The sequence below is a fragment of the Dactylosporangium sp. CA-092794 genome (assembly GCF_050948465.1).
GTDB lineage: Bacteria > Actinomycetota > Actinomycetes > Mycobacteriales > Micromonosporaceae > Dactylosporangium.
In genome coordinates this window covers 4,580,922-4,598,382 of record NZ_CP192044.1, presented here as the reverse complement: position 1 = coordinate 4,598,382, position 17,461 = coordinate 4,580,922, and the positions used below count along the sequence as shown (strand labels likewise).

Annotated in this window: 15 protein-coding genes and 1 pseudogene; 6 read left to right on the top strand and 10 right to left on the bottom strand. The window is 73.4% G+C overall.

What is annotated here, in order from left to right; translation table 11 throughout:
• Nucleotides 1-18: 18 nt before the first annotated feature.
• Complete coding sequence (locus ACQPXD_RS19850; protein WP_432840543.1) at nt 19-1,278, bottom strand: N-acetylglucosamine kinase; 1,260 nt, start codon at nt 1,276-1,278, stop codon at nt 19-21.
• A gap of 53 nt (nt 1,279-1,331) precedes the next feature.
• On the opposite strand from ACQPXD_RS19850, the gene ACQPXD_RS19845 reads away from it, so the two are divergent.
• The gene (locus ACQPXD_RS19845) at nt 1,332-2,243 is read left to right on the top strand and encodes a MurR/RpiR family transcriptional regulator (RefSeq protein WP_432840541.1); all 912 of its coding nucleotides are present in this window, start codon (nt 1,332-1,334) and stop codon (nt 2,241-2,243) included.
• Between the two features lie 55 nt (nt 2,244-2,298).
• The gene (murQ, locus tag ACQPXD_RS19840; RefSeq protein WP_432840539.1) at nt 2,299-3,192 is read left to right on the top strand and encodes an N-acetylmuramic acid 6-phosphate etherase; all 894 of its coding nucleotides are present in this window, start codon (nt 2,299-2,301) and stop codon (nt 3,190-3,192) included.
• A 63-nt stretch (nt 3,193-3,255) separates the two neighbouring features.
• On the opposite strand, the gene ACQPXD_RS19835 is transcribed toward murQ, so the two are convergent.
• Nucleotides 3,256-4,518, bottom strand: a complete 1,263-nt coding sequence (locus ACQPXD_RS19835; protein WP_432840537.1) for an endo-1,4-beta-xylanase — start codon at nt 4,516-4,518, stop codon at nt 3,256-3,258.
• A gap of 111 nt (nt 4,519-4,629) precedes the next feature.
• Between ACQPXD_RS19835 and ACQPXD_RS19830 the strand changes: the two genes are divergently transcribed.
• Together ACQPXD_RS19830 and ACQPXD_RS19825 are read left to right on the top strand one after the other, a co-directional pair.
• Nucleotides 4,630-5,154, top strand: coding sequence for an RNA polymerase sigma factor (locus ACQPXD_RS19830; RefSeq protein WP_432840535.1), 525 nt, complete (start codon nt 4,630-4,632; stop codon nt 5,152-5,154).
• A complete protein-coding gene (locus ACQPXD_RS19825; protein WP_432840533.1) occupies nt 5,151-6,143 on the top strand; it encodes a hypothetical protein in 993 nt (330 codons plus the stop codon). The genes ACQPXD_RS19830 and ACQPXD_RS19825 overlap by 4 nt, the downstream gene beginning before the upstream one ends.
• A 49-nt stretch (nt 6,144-6,192) precedes the next feature.
• Here ACQPXD_RS19825 and ACQPXD_RS19820 read toward each other — a convergent pair whose 3' ends face one another.
• The 3 genes and pseudogenes from ACQPXD_RS19820 to ACQPXD_RS19810 all read right to left on the bottom strand — a co-directional run bounded on the left by ACQPXD_RS19820 (nt 6,193) and on the right by ACQPXD_RS19810 (nt 10,515).
• Nucleotides 6,193-7,791 (bottom strand): fibronectin type III domain-containing protein, encoded by a 1,599-nt coding sequence (locus ACQPXD_RS19820; RefSeq protein WP_432843904.1) that lies wholly within the window; start codon nt 7,789-7,791, stop codon nt 6,193-6,195.
• A 189-nt stretch (nt 7,792-7,980) separates the two neighbouring features.
• Nucleotides 7,981-8,088 (bottom strand): annotated as a pseudogene (locus tag ACQPXD_RS19815) (NPP1 family protein); the annotation flags it as partial.
• Nucleotides 8,089-8,286: 198 nt separating this feature from the next.
• Nucleotides 8,287-10,515 carry a PAS domain S-box protein gene (locus ACQPXD_RS19810; RefSeq protein WP_432840531.1) on the bottom strand — a complete coding sequence of 743 codons (2,229 nt, stop codon included), beginning with the start codon at nt 10,513-10,515 and terminating at the stop codon, nt 8,287-8,289.
• 67 nt (nt 10,516-10,582) lie between these two features.
• Between ACQPXD_RS19810 and ACQPXD_RS19805 the strand changes: the two genes are divergently transcribed.
• The gene (locus ACQPXD_RS19805; protein ID WP_432840529.1) at nt 10,583-11,374 is read left to right on the top strand and encodes an SAM-dependent methyltransferase; all 792 of its coding nucleotides are present in this window, start codon (nt 10,583-10,585) and stop codon (nt 11,372-11,374) included.
• A gap of 22 nt (nt 11,375-11,396) precedes the next feature.
• On the opposite strand, the gene ACQPXD_RS19800 is transcribed toward ACQPXD_RS19805, so the two are convergent.
• Genes ACQPXD_RS19800 through ACQPXD_RS19785 form a run of 4 tightly spaced genes read right to left on the bottom strand, consistent with a single transcriptional unit; the run spans nt 11,397 to nt 14,612 of the window.
• Nucleotides 11,397-11,786, bottom strand: a complete 390-nt coding sequence (locus ACQPXD_RS19800) for a hypothetical protein (protein WP_432840527.1) — start codon at nt 11,784-11,786, stop codon at nt 11,397-11,399.
• Nucleotides 11,787-11,842: 56 nt separating this feature from the next.
• The gene (locus tag ACQPXD_RS19795; RefSeq protein ID WP_432840525.1) at nt 11,843-13,090 is read right to left on the bottom strand and encodes a hypothetical protein; all 1,248 of its coding nucleotides are present in this window, start codon (nt 13,088-13,090) and stop codon (nt 11,843-11,845) included.
• 49 nt (nt 13,091-13,139) lie between these two features.
• A complete protein-coding gene (locus ACQPXD_RS19790) occupies nt 13,140-13,958 on the bottom strand; it encodes a fumarylacetoacetate hydrolase family protein (protein ID WP_432840523.1) in 819 nt (272 codons plus the stop codon).
• Between the two features lie 9 nt (nt 13,959-13,967).
• Complete coding sequence (locus ACQPXD_RS19785; RefSeq protein ID WP_432840521.1) at nt 13,968-14,612, bottom strand: MBL fold metallo-hydrolase; 645 nt, start codon at nt 14,610-14,612, stop codon at nt 13,968-13,970.
• A gap of 82 nt (nt 14,613-14,694) precedes the next feature.
• On the opposite strand from ACQPXD_RS19785, the gene ACQPXD_RS19780 reads away from it, so the two are divergent.
• The gene (locus ACQPXD_RS19780) at nt 14,695-15,174 is read left to right on the top strand and encodes a MarR family winged helix-turn-helix transcriptional regulator (protein WP_432840519.1); all 480 of its coding nucleotides are present in this window, start codon (nt 14,695-14,697) and stop codon (nt 15,172-15,174) included.
• A 158-nt stretch (nt 15,175-15,332) separates the two neighbouring features.
• On the opposite strand, the gene ACQPXD_RS19775 is transcribed toward ACQPXD_RS19780, so the two are convergent.
• Nucleotides 15,333-17,450 (bottom strand): glycoside hydrolase family 27 protein, encoded by a 2,118-nt coding sequence (locus ACQPXD_RS19775; RefSeq protein WP_432840517.1) that lies wholly within the window; start codon nt 17,448-17,450, stop codon nt 15,333-15,335.
• Nucleotides 17,451-17,461 lie beyond the last annotated feature (11 nt).

The window sequence follows — 17,461 nt, the reverse complement described above, 5'->3', positions numbered from 1 at the left end:
ACCGCGAGGCGGAGGATTCTACCGCGGCGTCGCGGTCAATCGCGCATGCGTCGCGCGCCGGTCCGCGGGGGCGTCGAGCTCGCCGAGCGCCAGCCACGCGGCGCCGGCCGCACCGTCGCGGGCCTCGATCGGTGCCATGCCGAAGCGCTCCTGGATTCCGGCGCATACCAAATCGCGGACCAGGCCGGGTGACAGCAGGACCGAACCCGCCACGACGACCGGGCCACCGCCGGGGACGCCGCCACGGGCCACGGTGTGGAGGGCGTGCAGCAGGTGACCGGCGGCCTCCCGGGCAAGCGCCAGGGCGACCGGGTCGCCGCGGGCGGCAAGGTCGTTCACCACCGGCGCGAGCCTGCCGAGCGCGGCCGGCGGGCGACCATAGACGATCCGCAACAGCGCCTGGGCCCTTTCGTCTGGGTCGTCGGCCGCGCTGAGAACCGGACCAGACGCCGCGACCCCGCCGAGCATCGGGGTGTCGGTCAGGACCGATTCCTCGGCTGCGGCCGTGCCGAGGACCCGGCTGACCGCCGCGACGAGTGCGGTCTGCGGGCCGCGGCCGTCGAGCGCGCGTAGGACGGCGCGCAGCGCCTCGCGGCCGAGCCAGACCGCCGAGCCCTCGTCGCCGGCGAGCCAGCCGAAACCGTCGCAGCGGCGCGACAGCCGGCTGCCGGCGAACGCGGCGCTGACCGCGCCCGTGCCGGCGAGCAGGAGCAGACCGTCCGGCGCCGGGGTGCCGGCGGCGAAGGCGACCTCGAGGTCGGTGACGGTCACCACCCGGCCCGGCAGGTCCGCCGCGCGCCACGCGTCCAGGACGGCGGCCCGCGCAGCGTCCCGACCGGCGGCGCCCGCGCCGGCAACGCCGATCACGCCCAGCGCCACCCGGGCCGGGTCCAGGCCGGCGACCGCCTCGCGCAGCGCGGCCGTCAACGCCTCACCGGGCGCCGCACCACCGGAATTCCGGTCCGCACCAAACGGCACGCGCGTCACACCACTGAAGTTCCGGTCCGCACCAAACGGCACACCGCTCGGCATTCGGTCCGCCCCGAAAGGCGCTCGTGCGGAGGTTTGGTCCGCACCGAAGGAGGCTCGTACGGAGGTTTGGTCCGCACCGAAGGGCGCTCGTGCGGAGGTTTGGTCGGCGGCGAGCGCTGTGCCGCTGGAGTTTTGGTTCGCGCCGCCCGCCGTCCCGCGGGCGACGATGGTGCCGTCGAGGTCGCTCACCACGCAGCGGGTTGTCGTGGCGCCCGCGTCCACGCCGATGACGAGGGGCTTGCCCATCCCGTCACCGTACATTATTGACGAAAACGCGACGGTACCGGAAAATTTTCCACATGACGGGCACGGAGGCGGCCGACCGTAGCCGGCCGATCTCCACGGTGGTGCGGATCCGGGGGCTCCTGCCCTCGCTGTCGCGCGCCGAGCAGCGGGTCGGCGCGATCATCGTCGACGAGGCGGCCACCGCCGCGGCCATGACCATCACCGAGCTCGCCCGGCGCGCCCATACCTCCGAGACCACGGTCATCCGGTTCTGCCGGGCCATCGGCGTGGCCGGCTACCCCGAGCTGCGCCTGCGGCTGGCCGCCGAGGCCGGCCGGGCCCACGACGGCCCGGCCCAGGAGGCGATCGGCAGCGACATCAGCCGCTCCGACGACCTCGCGCAGGTGGTCCGGACGATCGCCTTCGCCGACGCCCGCGCCGTCGAGGAGACCGCCGCGCAGCTCGACCTCGACGCGCTCGGCCGGGTCGTCGCCGCGATCGCCGAGGCCCGCCGGATCGACATCTACGGCGTCGGCGCGAGCGCGTTCGTCGCGCAGGACTTCCAGCAGAAGCTGCACCGCATCGGCCTGACCGCCTTCGCCTGGTCGGACCTGCACGTGGCGCTGACCAGCGCGGCGCTGCTGCGCGGCGGCGACGTCGCGGTCGGGATCTCGCACACCGGCACGACCGTGGACACCATCGAGGCGTTCACCGAGGCCGGCCGGCGGGGTGCGACGACGGTGGCGCTGACCAATTTCCCCAAGTCGCCGATCACCCGCGTCGCCGATCTGGTGCTGACCACCGCCGCCCGCGAGACCACGTTCCGGTCCGGTGCGATGGCCAGCCGGCTGGCTCAGCTCACCGTCGTGGACTGTGTGTTCGTCGGTGTGGCGCAACGGACCTACGAACAGACCAGAACGGCGCTGGAGGCGACCCGCGAAGCGGTGCGCAACCGGCGAACCAGGACCGACCGGGGCCGCTCATGACCGCCCCGGCCGCCGAGGAGCGCAACCAACACACCAGACCCGAGTGGGGTCGTCCATGAGCGTGCCGCCCACCGAAGAGCGCAATCCGGATACGGTGCACATCGACCGTCTGTCCACACTGGACATGGTGCGGCTGATCAACGCCGAGGACCAGAAGGTCGCCCCGGCCGTGGCCGCGGTGCTGCCCGCGATCGCCGCGGCCGCCGAGCTGGCCGTGGCGGCGCTGCGGGGCGGGCGGCGCCTGCACTACTTCGGCGCGGGCACCTCGGGCCGGATGGCGATGCTGGACGCCGCCGAGCTCTACCCGACGTTCGGCGCCGGCCCCGACCAGGTGGTGGCCCACCTCGCGGGCGGCCTGTCCGCGCTGCACACCGCCGTCGAGGGCGCGGAGGACGACGCCGACCTGGGCGCGGCGGCCGCCGCCGAGACAGGCGCCGGCGACGTGGCCCTCGGCGTCGCCGCCAGCGGCGCCACCCCGTATGTCCGCGGCGCCCTGCGCGCCGCCCGGACCGCCGGCGCCGGCACCGTGCTGCTCACCGCCAACCCGGCGGCGCCCCTGGCGGAGCTGGCCGACGTGGTCATCGCGGTGGACACCGGCCCGGAGGCGATTACCGGCTCCACCCGGATGAAGGCCGGCACGGCCCAGAAAATGGTTCTGAATACGCTGTCGACGGCGGTAATGGTCCGCCTCGGCCGCACGTACTCGAACCTTATGACCGATATGGTCGCCAGCAACCGCAAGCTGCGTGACCGGCAGGTGCGCATGCTGGTTCAGGCCACCGGCCTGGACGTGACCAGGTGCGCGGCCGCGCTCGCCGAGGCCGGCGGCGAGCCGAAAGCGGCCCTGGTCGCCCTGCTCGCCCAGACCCCGCCCGCCGCCGCCCGCGCGGCCCTGTCCCGCACCGGTGGCGTGGTCCACGCGGCCCTGCGGGAACTGCACGCCACCTGACCCACGCGGGCCGGACGAGCGGATCGGCCACGCCACGCCGACCGCCTCGTGCCGTAGAACCGGCTACGGCAGGCGGACCGTGACGGCGGAACGGTCCGGGGCGACGGTGAACGGTATGCCCTCGACCGTGTAGTCGCCGAAATGGCCGCGGACGGTGAGCGTGCCGTCGGCGCCGGTGTGCAGCCGGGTCGGCGGCAGCCACCACTCCCCCTTGATGAGGGATTCGAGGGCGTCGTAGGAGGGTTTGCGCGAACCGTCCGCGCGGACCAGACCGGCCGGGGCGCCGAGCCAGGCGCCGGCGTCGGTCAGGCCCCAGTAGTTGATGGACTGCACCGCCGGGTGCGCATACAGGGTGCGGTAGTGGCGCACCACGTCGTCGGCCTGGCGGGCCTCGCCCTGCGGCGTGCTCGGCCACTCCGGGATCTGGTAGTCGTTGAGGTCCTCGATGTCCGCCGGCATGAGGTGGCCCGACACCAGCGTGGTCTCGGTAAGGTGCAGCGGCAGACCGTAACGGGCGAACCGATCCAGGACATCACGGGTGTACTCCTCGCCGCGGTACCCCTGATGCATGTGCGTCTGCAGACCGATCGCGTCGATGCGCACGCCCGCCTCCAGCACGCCCTCAATGAGGCACTCGTAGGCCGACGACAGGTCGAAGTCGTTGAGCACCAGGGTGGCGGCGGGGTTGGCGGCGCGGGCCTCCTCGAACGCCAGGCGCACCATGTGGATGCGGCCGCGGGCCCGGGCGAGCCGCGTGACGGCGTTGTCGCCGTTGGCGAAGACCGGCATGATGACGGCCTCGTTGATCGCGTCCCAGGCGTCGATGAGCCCCGCGAACCCGCCGGCCAGGTCGCGGATCCGGGCGCGCTGCAGCCGCTCCACCTCGTCCAGGTCGCCGGCCAGGGCGAGCTCGAGCAGCCACGGCGGCTGGACCGTGTGCCACACGAGCGGATGGCCCTTGACGGTCACGCCGCGGTCGGCGAACCACCGCGCGGTCCGGGTGAGCCGCTCGGTGTCGGGCGCGCCGCGGCGTGGTTCATACCGTCCCCAGTAGAACGGCAGGGTCGCGGTGTTGAACAGATTGAGCCACAGCTCGCCGAGGTGGCCGAGGCCGAGGCCCGGTGCGCCGCCGAAGTCCTCGACGCCCTCGCTGCCCGCGGGCGCCGGGCCGCCGACCAGGTCGACGAAGTCGAACCCGATGTTGCCGAACGCGAAGGCGTGGCGGGTCTGGTCGACGGTGACGGCGTGGCCGGCGAGCGGCCGGTCGTCCTCGCCGAGCACGGTCAGGGTGATTTCGGCGGTACGGTACGGAAGACTAACGGTCATCGATCCCCCTCGACGTCGGACAGCACAATACCGGAACGCAAGTCCGGTTTCATGCTGGCCGCGCGACGCGATATCGGTAACCTTTGCGCCCCGCCGGACACAGAGAGGGGTATGAACGTCGTCGACGAACGCGACGCCGGCTGGTTCCGCGGCATCTACGCCCGGCACTACGCCGACGTCGTGCGGTACGGCCTGCGGAGGCTCGGCGGCACCGCCGCGGCGGAGGAACTCGCCCAGGAGGTCTTCCTGGTCGCGTGGCGGCGCCGGTGGGAGGTGCCGGAGCGGACGCTGCCGTGGCTGTACGGCGTCGCGCGGCGGCTGCTGGCCAACCACTGGCGCGCCGAACGGTCCGCTCCGCCCCCGCTCGAGCTGGCCGAGCTGCCGGCGGCCGACCGGAACGACGCGATCGCGCGCCTGGTCGACGTGCGCGCCGCGCTGGCCCGGCTGTCCGACGACGATCAGGAGATCCTGCGGCTGGTCGTCTGGGAGCAGCTGTCGGTGCGCGAGGCCGCGCTGGTCCTCGGTTGCGGCACGACCGCCGCGAAGGTCCGCCTGCACCGGGCCCGCCGGCGGCTGACGGACCTGCTGCGCGAACGGCCCGCCGCCGCGCCCACCCGGATCGGAGGAACGCGATGAGCAAGCAGGTCGATGCGCGGCTGGCGGACGCCGACCCGGCCCGGGGCGTGCCCATCGGCGCCGGCGACGCCGACGCGGTCCTGCGGCGCGCCGCCGCCGACATCACCGCCTACCCGGTCGCCGTCGCGGACCGCCCGTCCCGCCGGGCTGTCCTCGCCGTCGCGCTCGCGGTCGTCGTGGTCGTGGCCGCCGCCGTCGCGCTCGCGCTGCCCGGGCGCCGGCCCGCTCCCGGCCCGCCGCCCGTCCAGAGCCCCTCCGGCGCGGCGACCGTTCAGCGCCCCTCCGGCTCGGCGTCCGAACCGGTCCGGGGCTCGGCCGGCTGCCTGGCCGACCTCGCGGACCGAATCGTGCCGGCGAAGTACGACGGTGCACCCGGCCGCTACGAGCACCTGTCCGTGCGCACCGAGGACGGCATCACCAAGGAGGCCACGGGCACGCCGGCGGCCGTGACGGCGAGCTGGGAGCTCGACGTACAGCTGTGGAGCGCCGCCGACGGCTCGGGCCGCCGGGTCGCCGACCGTTCGACCGCGCAGTACCCGGATGAGGCCTCGCGCGCGTACTTCGAGGCGCATCCGGACGCGCTCGGCCCCGAGCACGAGGACCAGACCTTTGGGCCCGCCGAGCGCCCGCTCCGGCGGCTGCCCGCGGCGAACCCGGCAGCGATGGCCGAGGAGTTGTACCGGCCGCGCGAGGCCGGTCCCTCGGCGGCCCTCGCCGGCGTCGCCGACCTCAACCAGGAACGGATCCTCGACCCCGAGCACCGGGCCGCGCTCCTGCGCTTCCTCGCCGCCACCGAGGGCGTCACCTGCGGCGGCGAGCACCAGACCGAAGCGGGCCGCGGCCTGGTGGTGTCGGCCCCGAGCGGCGACAACGGCGCGGAGTCCCTGCTGTTCGACACCGGCACCGGCGAACTGAAGGCCGCCGGCCCCGGACCGGGCCGGTGGACCACGTTCTACCTCGGCCGCGGCTACACCGACCGAACGTCCTGAGGCACCCGGCGCCAGCCTCGGCGCGTGACCGAACAGCGGTAGCCCGCGGTCAGTAGCCGGGCAGGCGTGGCGGAACGACGCAGTTGGACTTGCCGGACTCCAGGGCGCCGTTGACGGCGGTGACGCAGAACTCGTAGTTCCAGATACCCGGGAAAAGGTATGCGATGCCGTAGCTCGGGCCGTCCACGACCGTTTCGTCGGCGGCCGACGGGCTGCCGTTGTTGACGTTACGGATCCAGATGCGGTAGCCGGCCGCCTGGGCGGAGCCGTCCCACGTCAGCTGGACCGTGGTCGGGTCGGTGGAGACCACGCGGAGGTTGGCCGGGGTGGGCGGGGCGCCCGCGCCGATGGTGACCAGCCGCCCGAGGCCGGGGAAACCGCCGCCGGCGGCGTTCCAGGCTTCGACCGCGACCACGTAGTGGTGGCCGGGGGTCAGGCCGTCGATGTGCGCGGACAGGCCGTGGATGCCGACGTCGCTGAGGAAGGCGCCCGGTGTGTCCTTGTCGAAGGTGATCACGCCGTACCGTTCGATCGTCGCGGTGTACGGGCCGCTCGGGGCGCCCCAGCCGACGTCGGCGCCGGTGGCGGTGGCGTGGGTGACGATGCCGACCGGTGGCGGGGCGGTCTGCGGGTGGGCGGTCGCGCTGAACGTGCCCGACCAGGCGGACTTGAGCTGGTCGCCGTTGTCGGTGCGGATTTGGTACTCCCACTGCTGCCCGTCGAGCGTCCAGGTGGTGTCGTAACGGTTCGCGCCGGAGCGCAGTTCGTTCCAGGTGCTGGCGCCGACGAGGCGCGAGCGGACGGTGTACCCGAAGGCACCGAAGACCGGGTCCCAGGTGACCGTGACGCCGGTGGGGCTGGATCGGGCCACGACGTTGCCCGGCACCGGGGTCGGCCGGGTAGGAACGGTCGCCGGGACGGCGGGCACGCTCGAACCGATACCGAACCCGTTGCGCAGGGTCAGCTCGAAGGCGTGGGCGATTTGGTACTCGCCCAGGGCGTTGGGGTGCAGGCCGTCGTAGCCGCCCGGGCAGCCGTCGACCTCGCAGGCGTAGTTGCCGCGCCAGTCGACGAGCTTCACCGGGGACTGGCCGGTGCTCCAGGACGGGATCGCGGCGGCCAGCATCGCGTTGTACCGGTCGGTGTTGACGATCAGGTCGTCCCGGCCGCCGATGCGGGTGCGCTGCGGCACGTTGGCCAGCGCGAACTTGAGGTCGGGCTTCGCCGCGCGGGCCTGGTCCACCAGCGTCCTCATGCTGGCGAGGGTGCCCTCCGGGCCGCTGACGAACCAGCCCATGTCGTTGAATCCGAGGCCGACCAGCAGCAGGTCGGGCCGGAAGTTCGCGACCTGCTGGCGGATCAGGTCCTTGTCCTGCGCCGCCTGCCGGCCCCACACGGCGAAGTGGGCGCTGTCGAAGGCGGGCACGCCGGCGGCGTAGGCCCCGGAGGTGCGCGGCAGGCCGGGCGGCGCCGTCTCGCCCTGCAGCAGCGGCGGGCCCGGCGGCGCGGCGGGGTCGGGCGGCACGGTGCCGGTGTACGGTCCGACGAAGTCCACGGCGACGTGCTGGTCGGCGAACCATTGCCACAGCCGGTACCGCCAGGTGTAGTCGCCCTCGTGGCCCTGGGTCATCGAGTCGCCCACGACCATGACCTTGAGCGTCGCCGGTGGTGGCGGCGGTGGTGGTGGTGGGCTGGGGTTCGGGTCGCCGGGCGAGCCCTCGTCCCGCGTGTAGTCGAAGGCGAAGTCTGGGGCGTTGCTGGGGATGCACGGTCCGGAGCCGGGGCCGCCGGTACCGCTGCAGTCCGTGGTGTCGTGGCGCGGCATGGCCCGCTCGAGGTTGCCGGCGAACGTGTCGTCCTTGACGGCGATCGTGGCGTCGCCGAAGTCGTGCGCGAACAGCGCGGCGCGCAGCCCGGCCGGGAAGCCGTTGTAGGACACCAGCGGCGCGACCTGCCATTGGTGGTAATGGTTCTCCGGCGGCTCGTCGTTGCCGGTGGCGAACCGGAGGGAGGGCGCCGAGCACGGTGAGGAAGGCCGCGATCCCGGCCGTGCGACTGAGCGCGGACATGGCCGTAGTGCCCACCTCTCGGGGTGCCGCCAAGATCGGACGCGGGCACTATATCAAAGGTTACCGATGTCTGCTCAGCGGGGGACGGCGGCGAGCTGGTCGCCGACCGCGTTCAGCAGGTCGGGGCCGGTGAACGGCTTTTCGAGCAGGTGTACCCCCGGATCCAAAATGCCGTTGCTGGTCAGCACCGGTTGGGCGTAACCGGACATGAACAGCACGCGGGTGGACGGGCGCAACCGCTGCAGGCGCTCGGCCAGGACGCGGCCCAGCATGCCGGGCATGACCACGTCGGTGAGCAAAAGGTCTATCGGTCCGCCGTGTTCGGACGCCATTTGCAGGGCCGCGACGCCGTCGGCCGCGGCCAGCACCGTGTAGCCGCCGCGGCGCAGGATGCGGGTGGTGACCTCGCGCAGGGCGGGCTCGTCCTCGGCGACCAGGATCGTCTGGCCGCGGCCCGGCGGGCGGGCGGCGCGCGCGGCGTCGTCGGTCCGCGGCTCGGCGTCGCTGGCGGGCAGCAGGATCGTGATGGTGGTGCCGACGCCGGGCTCGGAGTAGATGTGGACGGTACCGCCGGCCTGGACCACGATGCCGTAGACCGTGGCCAGGCCGAGGCCGGTGCCCTCGCCGCTGGGCTTGGTGGTGAAGAACGGTTCGAACGCCTGCTCGATGACCTCGCGCGGCATGCCGGTGCCGGTGTCGGACACGCGGATCCGCACATACGGTCCGGGCTTCAGCCCGTCGCGCACGACGCTGTGCTCGTCGCCGGCCAGGACCAGTCCGGTGTCGATGGTCAGGTGGCCACCGGCCGGCATCGCGTCGCGGGCGTTGACCGCGAGGTTGACCAGGACCTGCTCGAGCTGGCCCGGGTCGGCCACGACGGTCGGCAGCGGTTCGGCGAGGTCGGTGCGCAGCGTGATGTGCTCGCCGATGGACCGGGTGAGCATCTGCTGCACCTCGGCGACGACCCGGTTGACGTCCAGCGGTTTCGGCCGGATCACCTCCCGGCGGGCGAACGCGAGCAGCTGGTGGGTCAACTCGCTGCCGCGCCGGGCGGACCGCAGGATCTGCTCGGCGTCGAGGGCGAACGGGGTGTCGGCGCCGTCCTCGACGATGAACTCGGCGTAGTTGAGGATGACCGCCAAAAGGTTGTTGAAGTCGTGCGCGATGCCGCCGGCCAGCTGGCCGAGGCTCTCCAGGCGCTGCGTGCGCTGCTGGCGTACCTCATCCTTCTGCCGCTCCGCCTCCAGGTGCAACCGCCGTCGCTCGGCCTCGGCGGCCAGCCGCTCGGTCATGTCCCGCAGGCTGGCCAGGGTGATCACGCCGTCGTCGGTGTTGAGGGTGCTCAGCGTGATGTCGACGGGAACCTCGCCGCCCTCCTTGCGCCGGGCGACGGCCGGCGCGGTGCGCACGCCACCGGGCACCAGCGCCGCGACCGGCAGGCCGGTGAGGTCGAAGCGCGGGAAGCCGAACAGCCGCTCGGCGGAGGCGTTGACCAGCACGATCCGGTCCCGCTCGTCCACGCCGACCAGCGGGTCGGGCGCGGCATCGAGCAGCGCCTGCATCTGCGCCTCGGCGCGCTCGCGGTCGCTGATGTCGCGGGTGATGGTGGTGACGCCGGCGGTCCGCCCGTCGGGCCCGATCAGCGGCGAGACCAGCATGGACACGGTGAACTCGGTGCCGTCGCGGCGCAGGCGCAGGGTGCGGTACCGGTCGACCCGGCCACCGGCGGCCACGACGGCGCGAATCTCGGCCTCGTCGGGGCGCCGGTCGGGCGGTATGATCACGTCCTTCGATCGGCCGACCATTTCCCCGGCGGCGTACCCGTACAGTCGCTCCGCCCCGGGGTTCCACGACAGCACGAGGCCGTCGAGGTCGGTGGTGACGATCGCGTCGTGCGACGACTGCACGATCGAGGCGAGCAGCGACTGCACCGGGTCGAACCCGGCCGCCGACGTGTCGCGGATCGTGGCGACCAGTAACGGTCCGCTCTCGTCGCCGACCTCGACGACCGATAGCGCGATGTCGGCCAGGAACCGTTCCCCGTCGCCGCGGACCATGCTCAGCGGCTGGCCGGGGCGCCGCGCCGGGTGGGCGGCGGACATGTACGCCCGCAGCCGCGGCACCATCGACGGCCCATCGTCCGGCACGAGCACGTCCACGGAGCGCCCGACCAGGTCCTCCCGGCCGAACAGGTCGCGCGCGGCGGCATTGGCCAGCCGGATGCGGCCGTCGTCGCCGGTCACCACCAAGGCGTCCGGGGCCACCTCCAGCAGGCCGTCGGCCAGCCGTACCGTCCAATGCACTTCACTAAGAGTAGGACTATCGTCACTATGGGTTTCGGTCTTCGGGATTTCCGGGAACATCAGACCTATGAGCGTCGACCCGAACCGCCCGAGCGCCGCCCGCATCTACGACCGCTACCTCGGCGGCCGGCACAACTTCGCGGTCGACCGTGAGGTGGCGCAGCGCGCCGTCGACCTGGTGCCGTCCATCCCGCGGATCGCCCGGGCGAACCGCGGCTTCCTGCGCCGGGCGGTGCGCTACGCGGTGTCCCGCGGGGTGCGCCAGTTCCTCGACATCGGTTCGGGCATCCCGACCGAGGGCAACGTGCACGAGATCGCCCGGGAAGCCGATCCACAGGCCCGGGTGGTGTACGTCGACATCGACCCGACCGCCGTCGTGCACGCCCGGCAGATCCTGACCGGCGACCCCCGCACCGCGGTGGTCCAGGCCGACCTGCACGAGGCGGACCGTATCCTCGACGACCCGCAGGTGCGCGCCCAGCTCGACTTCGACCGGCCGGTCTGCCTGCTGCTGATCGCGATGCTGCATTTCGTGCCCGACACCCCGGAGCTGCGCGCCGCGCTGCGCCGTTACCACGACACGCTCGCGCCGGGCAGTCTGCTGGCGGTTTCACACGCCACCGCGAGTGCCCGCCCGGCGGAGATGCGCCGCCTCGCCGACCTCTATACCCGCACCGGCACCTCGATGGTCGTGCGCGACGGCCCCGAGCTGCTCGGCCTGCTCGACGGCTGGGAGCTCGTCGAGCCGGGCATGGTCTTCAGCCCGCAGTGGCGGCCCGACCTCGCCGACCCGCCGGTCGAGGACCCGGCCTCCTACGCCACCCTCGCCGCGGTCTGGGAGCGCCGCACGAGCCGCTGACCGAACCGGGCGTCGCTCGGGTTTACAGGCCCAGCAATGGGTCCTCGTGGTCGCCGTCGCGGTCGCCGGTGACCACGAGGGCGCGGCTGCCGTCCGGCTCGACGTGGCGGTGCGGTGCGGTGCCGCCCGGTTCGGCGGTCTCGGTCTCCGCCGCGACCGTTTCCAGCGCCGCCCACACCGCCGCGAGCCCGTCGTCGCCGCCGCTGAGGTGCAGCGTCGGGGCGCCACGCAGCGCGATCGCGAGCGGACCGGCGCCGCGCTCCTGCGCCACGGCACCGTTGCGGATCGGCACCTCGATCGCCGGGCCGGCGCCTCGTAGCACCGCGGCGAGCGCGCGGAGGGCGGCGGGCGGACCGGCGAGGTCGAGGTTCTCGCCGATCACGCGCAGGCGGCAGTACCGCTGTTCGTCCATGCCGCCATTCTGCCCGGCCTGCCGAGACGGCCGCCGCCTGGCCCGGCCTTCAGCTTTCATGGCCCGCCGGGTCGCGGGTTTGCCCGCTCGGCCTTGCGGTGCCGGCGAACGACCACGGCCAGCGGTATGACCAAAAGGGCCAGTACCAGGGTCAACGGTATCCGCCAGACCGGACCGATGACCGGCGGGGGCGGTGACGGCGGCGGCGCCACCCACGGTTCGGCGGTGCGCGCCCAGACCAGAAACGCGTCCCCGATCGGCAGGAGCCCGAGGGCATACCGTTTCGTGCGCGTGGTGTCGATCGGCACCCCGGCCAGCTCGCCGTAACTGGACAGCGCCGCGGCCAGCGACCGATCCCCCTGCACCACTGCCGCACCGATGGTCACAACGGTCGCCGACAGCGACACCCCGAGCGGCAACGGTCCGCTGTCGACGTCGCCGCCCCCGTCCGTCCCTTGTGGATACTCGCGCACGGCCGGCCCCAGCCCCAGCGGCCGCACCACGAACAGCTCCCGGAACCGCAGGTACTGCTCGCGGGCGAACCCGGGGTCGATGTCGGCGAGGAACCGCTGGATCACGCTCTGCGAGCTGGCCCGCGCCCCCTGCAACGGTTCGCCGGTCGCCGGGTCGGTGACGTGCGGCAGCAGCCCGGTCGCCGGGTCGAGCCGCCCGCGCGCCCGGTCCACCCAGCGCGCAACGGTCTGACCGTAGAGCGCCGGCCGCACCGCGTCGTGCAACCGCAGCGACGCGATGGCGACGGTCGAGTCCACGGGCCACGACTGCCCCGGGTACGCCTGCAGGAACGGTGTGTCCGAGGCGTCGAACGCGGCGGCGATCTCCCGCGAGCCCCGCTCGAACCGTTCCACGTCGGCGGGTTCCCGGTCCGATGCGGGTTGCAGGCTCAGGATCCCGCCCCGCAGCCAATTGGTCCACCCGGCATAGAAGGCGCCGTGGGCCGGGGACAGCTCGGCGCTGAACGGCGCCGTCCCCTGTGGACCGTCCAGCCTGGACAGTGCCCACCGCGCCTCCCGCAGCGCCGGCGCCCGGTCCGTGCGGTGCCGCCCGACGTCGACCCAGGCGATCCCGTACAGCGCATGCAGGAAGAAGTACCCCTCGGGGAACAACCCCTGCGCCGTCTCCCCTGCGCCGTGGTCGAGCTCGGCGCGCAGGAAGGTCAGCTGCCGCTCGGCCGCGCTCCCGGTGCCGAGCGCCGGCGCGTAGAGCCGGATCAGCCCGCTGACCGCACCGGCCGCCAGCACCGCGACGACCGCGAACCGGATCGCGCTGAACAGGCCTCGTCCCATGACGGCGCGAGCGTACCGTAACACCGCCACTCCACGATTCGGTCCGAGATCAGGCGGGCGACGTGCCGTCGGCGTCCGCAACGGTCCGGTTGATCGCGGAGCCGATCCCGTCGATGGTGGTGACCATGGTCGAGCCCGGGGCCAGCGACGGGCCGGCGGCCGGCGTCTTCGCGGGCGTTCCGGTCAGGATGAGGTCGCCGGGCCGCAGCGTGACGAACATGCTGCAGTACGAGACCAGTTCGGCGGGCCGGAACAACAGGTCGCCGGTGGATCCGGTCTGCCAAACCTCGCCGTCCACGCTGAAGGTGAGCCGGGCGTCGGTCACGTCGAGCTCGTCGGGCGTGACCAGGACCGGGCCGAGCGGCGTCGACCCGTCGAACACCTTGCCCTGCAGCGCCTCGCTGGTCCGGTGCTGCCAGTCCCGCAGCGAGAGGTCGTTGGCGACGGTGTAGCCGGCGATCGCGCCGGCCGCGCTCTCCACGGGCTCGCGGCGCACCGTCCGGCCGATGACGACGGTCAGCTCGACCTCGCCGTCGATGTGGTCGCTGATGGACGGCAGGACGATGTCGTCGCCCGGGCCGGTGAGGGTGCTGGCGAACTTGGCGAAGACGGCCGGATACTGCGGCGCCGGCCGGCCCAGCTCCTCGATGTGCGATCGGTAGTTGAGGCCAACGCACAGGATGTGCGCGGGCGCCGGCGACACGCTGGCGAGGCGCACCCGGTCGTAGTCGTACTCGGCCAGCTCGGTCAGGCGGTCGCGGCGCAGGAACGCCTCGACCGCCGTGCCGGCGTCGACCTTGACGACCCGCCGGCCGTGCACGACGGCGCCCGACAGGGTCCCGCCCTCGCGGATCGTGGCGAATCGCATCCCTGCCCCCTACACGTCCAGCGACTCGCCCGCGGCGAGCTGGGTCAGCGGGACGGCGCTGAGCATCGCCGGGCCGAGGAACGTGGCGACCGAGCGCTGCCCGAGGTCGCTGAGCATGAGCTCGTGGATCTGCACGACGGTCCGGGGCCCGACGGCGCGGACGTAGTCGGCCGCCTCGCCGAGCTTCGTCCACGGCCCGCTCGTGGGCAGCAGCAGCGTGGACACCTCGGCGGCGGGCACGTGGTAGGCGTCGCCCGGGTGGTACACCGAGCCTTCGACGAGGTAACCGACGTTCGCGACCAGCGGGATGTCGGGATGGATGGTCGCGTGGACGTCGCCGTGCACCTCGACGCTCAGCCCGTTGGCGGTGAACCGGTCTCCGCCGCGGACCGTATGGACCCGGCCCGGGTGGTCCGCGAGCCATCGGCCGGTCACCGCCTCGGGCCCCCACACCACAAGGTCGTCGCGCCGCCGCAGCGCGGTGGTCAGGAGCCCTTCGTCGACGTGATCGAAATGCTCGTGGGTGACGAGGACGGCGGTCGCCGCGTCGACGAGCTCGGCGGCGTTCGGGGTGAACGTGCCCGGGTCGATCAGGATCCGCCGGCCGTCGCTCTCCAGCTCGACACAGGCGTGGGCGTGCTTGGTGATCTTCACTGCGGACTCCGCTCCGACGATGCTGTTTACAGGTTTGACTGTACAGTTCTATCTGTACAGTCTCGCCTGTAAGATTGGCAACATGGACGTCACGGAGCGAGCGGCCGAGGTCGCGCGGCAACTGCGGGCGACGGTCGGCGACCTGGTCCGAGCCTCCCGGGCCGAGGACCGCGTGCCGCCGGCGACGGCGGCCGTGCTCGATCTGCTGGATCGGCACGGCGCCATGACCACGGCCGACCTGGCGCAGCGGCGTCACGTCCGCCATCAGACGATGGCCGCGACGGTCACCGATCTGCTCGGGCTCGGGCTGGTCTCCTCCGCACCGCACCCGGTGGACGGCCGCAAGAAGCTGCTGTCGCTGACCGCCCGGGGCCGGACGGCCCTCGAGGAGGACCGCACACACCGCGAGCAGCTGCTGGCCGCCGCAGTGCGGCGCACCCTGTCCGCGGAGCAGGTGCGGACGCTCATGAACGGCCTCGAGGTCATGGCCCTGCTCACGGCCGAGCTCGCCGCCGCGAACCCGGGCCGCGAACCCGGCCAGTTCATCAGCGGCGGCTGGTGACCACCCCGATCAGACACACCCCGATCAGACACACGCCGGTCGGACACGCCGCGACCCGGGCCGGCAATTGCCGCGGAATCCGGCGTTGACACCGGGCGCGGGCCCGCCGTCGCGCTCATCGAGCGTGCCGGTCGGGCCCGGGCCGGTATGCGGCGAGGTCAGAGGACCGTCTGGTGCACCCGGCCGTCGACGCCGCGCACGGCGAGCCAGGCGCTGCCATTGGCGCCCGCGGCCGCCGCCGGGGCGCCGCGGAAGGCGTCGGTGCTGTATTCGGAGCGGCCGAACCAGCCGCCCCACGCGCCGTCGACGTAGTTGCGCTGCCAGAGCTTGTTGTCGGCGGCGAGCACGAACAGGTACACCCGGCCGGACGTCGCCAGCAGCGTCGGGCTGCCGCTGACCGTCCCGCCCAGCTCGCTCCACGCGGCCCAGGTGGTGCCGCCGCCGGTGCGCTCCCACACCGAATCGGTCCGGGATCGGATCGCCACGTGGACCACGCCGGCGTCGTCGACGGCCGCGCTCGGGCGGCCGTAGATCGCGCGGCCGTCGGGTGAGCCGATGCTCGTCCAGCCCGTCGTCGCGGTGCGGGTCCAGACCAGGCCGTCGGCGCCGGTCGCGACCGCGGTCCAGTTGCCCGGGCCGGACCAGGCGACGGTCGGCGCGTCGGTGACGGTGCCGCCGAGGCAGCGCCAGGCGCCCCACCGGGTGCCGTCGAAGGTGCGCTGCCACACGGCGTTGTCGCTACCGCGCACGAACACGTCGATCCGCCCGCCGGGCGAGCCGTATGCCGCGGGCTGGCCGAGAATCTTCCCGCCGGTCGGGCCGCCGAGCGACTGCCAGGTGCCGGGCCAGGCGGTGCCGTTGCGGCGGGTCCAGGCGAGCGAACCGTTGGCGGCGCGGACGAAGGCGGCGGCATGCGTGTCGTCGGTGCGCACCAGGGCCGGGCTCGCGCTCGCGGAGCCGCCGAGGTCGGCGCCGGTGACCTGGTCGGTGCCGTCGAGGCGCAGCATCGCCACGCCGTGCGCGGGAACGGTGGCCGTGTAGGACCCGGTGAACGAGCCGGCGTCGGCGCGCGCCCACAGGTCGCGGACCCGGACCGGGCCGCCCAGCGAGACGCTGCCGAAGGCCACGGTGATGTCCTGCGCGGTGTCGCCGCGGTTGAGCAGCGCCACCGCCCGCCGGCCGGAGCCCGCCAGGACCTTGCTCCAGACCTGGGTGCTCCCACTGGTGTCGGCGACCTTCACGCCCTGCCGCACCAGCGGATCCTGGTCCACCGCGACAATCTCCGGGTTGCGCAGCGCGTCGATCATCGGCTGCGGCAGGCCGCGCGGGTCGGAGCCGATGATCAGCGGCGCGGCCATCATCGCCCACATGCCCAGCTGCGTCCTGGACTCGTCGAAGGTCAGCTCGTAGCCGCCGCCCGGCATCGGCCGCATCGGCACCAGGTAGTCGGGGTCGTTGTAGTGGCCGGGGCCGGTCGCGGCCGGGTGGTAGGCGTTGACGTCCATATTGCGCAGCACCCACTGGTACTGCCACTGCGGCGTCGGGTCGACCAGCCCGACGTCGGTGTAGGTGCGCCACGAGTCGGCGACCGTCGGCGCGTAGGTGTAGCTCCACGTCGACAGCTGCTGCGGGGTATACGGCCCGCCGCCCCAGTCGCTGCTGACCGGGTTGCAGATGTTGAGCAGCATCGGCCGGGGCGAGTGCCGCACCGCCGCGGAGAGCTGGCGGAACGTCGTCTCCGGGTCGAGCCCGGCGGCCCGCCCGCACAGCCAGTCGGCCTTGAGCGCGTCGAAGCCCCAGGCGGCGAACTGGCGCACGTCGGCGTCGTAGTGCCCGCCGCTGCCCAGGCCGCACTGGCCGGGAATGTACGGCCCGGCGTCGGTGTAGATGCCGGCCTTGAGTCCGCGGGCGTGGATGTAGGCGGCGAGCGCGCCCATGCCGGCCGGGAACCGGGCGGGGTCGGCGACGAGCCGGCCGGCGCCGTCGCGCGGGGTGGGCGCGGCCCAGTTGCCGTCGATCCAGACATACCGATATCCGGCGTCGCGCAGGCCGCTGGTGACGAGGAAGTCGGCGACCGAGCGGACCTCGGCCTCGGTGGGGTCGCCGCCCAGGCCGAAGTAGGTGTTCCAGCCCATGTACGGCGTCGGGGCGAGGCCGCTGTCGTAGTAGTCGGGTGCGCCCTGGTCCTCGGCCGGCGCGGCGGACGCGGGCGCGGCGGTGGCCACGAGTCCGAGGGCGGCGAGAGCAAGGGCGGTCACGGCACGGATCAGGCGCATAGCGGTTACTC

Bases quoted from the DNA above. Each gene is read 5' to 3' on its own strand.
- ACQPXD_RS19850 (WP_432840543.1), bottom strand. From the start codon at position 1,278: ATGGGCAAGCCCCTCGTCATCGGCGTGGACGCGGGCGCCACGACAACC.
- ACQPXD_RS19845 (WP_432840541.1), top strand. From the start codon at position 1,332: ATGACGGGCACGGAGGCGGCCGACCGTAGCCGGCCGATCTCCACGGTG.
- murQ (WP_432840539.1), top strand. From the start codon at position 2,299: ATGAGCGTGCCGCCCACCGAAGAGCGCAATCCGGATACGGTGCACATC.
- ACQPXD_RS19835 (WP_432840537.1), bottom strand. From the start codon at position 4,518: ATGACCGTTAGTCTTCCGTACCGTACCGCCGAAATCACCCTGACCGTG.
- ACQPXD_RS19830 (WP_432840535.1), top strand. From the start codon at position 4,630: ATGAACGTCGTCGACGAACGCGACGCCGGCTGGTTCCGCGGCATCTAC.
- ACQPXD_RS19825 (WP_432840533.1), top strand. From the start codon at position 5,151: ATGAGCAAGCAGGTCGATGCGCGGCTGGCGGACGCCGACCCGGCCCGG.
- ACQPXD_RS19820 (WP_432843904.1), bottom strand. From the start codon at position 7,791: ATGGTCGTGGGCGACTCGATGACCCAGGGCCACGAGGGCGACTACACC.
- ACQPXD_RS19805 (WP_432840529.1), top strand. From the start codon at position 10,583: ATGAGCGTCGACCCGAACCGCCCGAGCGCCGCCCGCATCTACGACCGC.
- ACQPXD_RS19800 (WP_432840527.1), bottom strand. From the start codon at position 11,786: ATGGACGAACAGCGGTACTGCCGCCTGCGCGTGATCGGCGAGAACCTC.
- ACQPXD_RS19795 (WP_432840525.1), bottom strand. From the start codon at position 13,090: ATGGGACGAGGCCTGTTCAGCGCGATCCGGTTCGCGGTCGTCGCGGTG.
- ACQPXD_RS19790 (WP_432840523.1), bottom strand. From the start codon at position 13,958: ATGCGATTCGCCACGATCCGCGAGGGCGGGACCCTGTCGGGCGCCGTC.
- ACQPXD_RS19780 (WP_432840519.1), top strand. From the start codon at position 14,695: ATGGACGTCACGGAGCGAGCGGCCGAGGTCGCGCGGCAACTGCGGGCG.
- ACQPXD_RS19775 (WP_432840517.1), bottom strand. From the start codon at position 17,450: ATGCGCCTGATCCGTGCCGTGACCGCCCTTGCTCTCGCCGCCCTCGGA.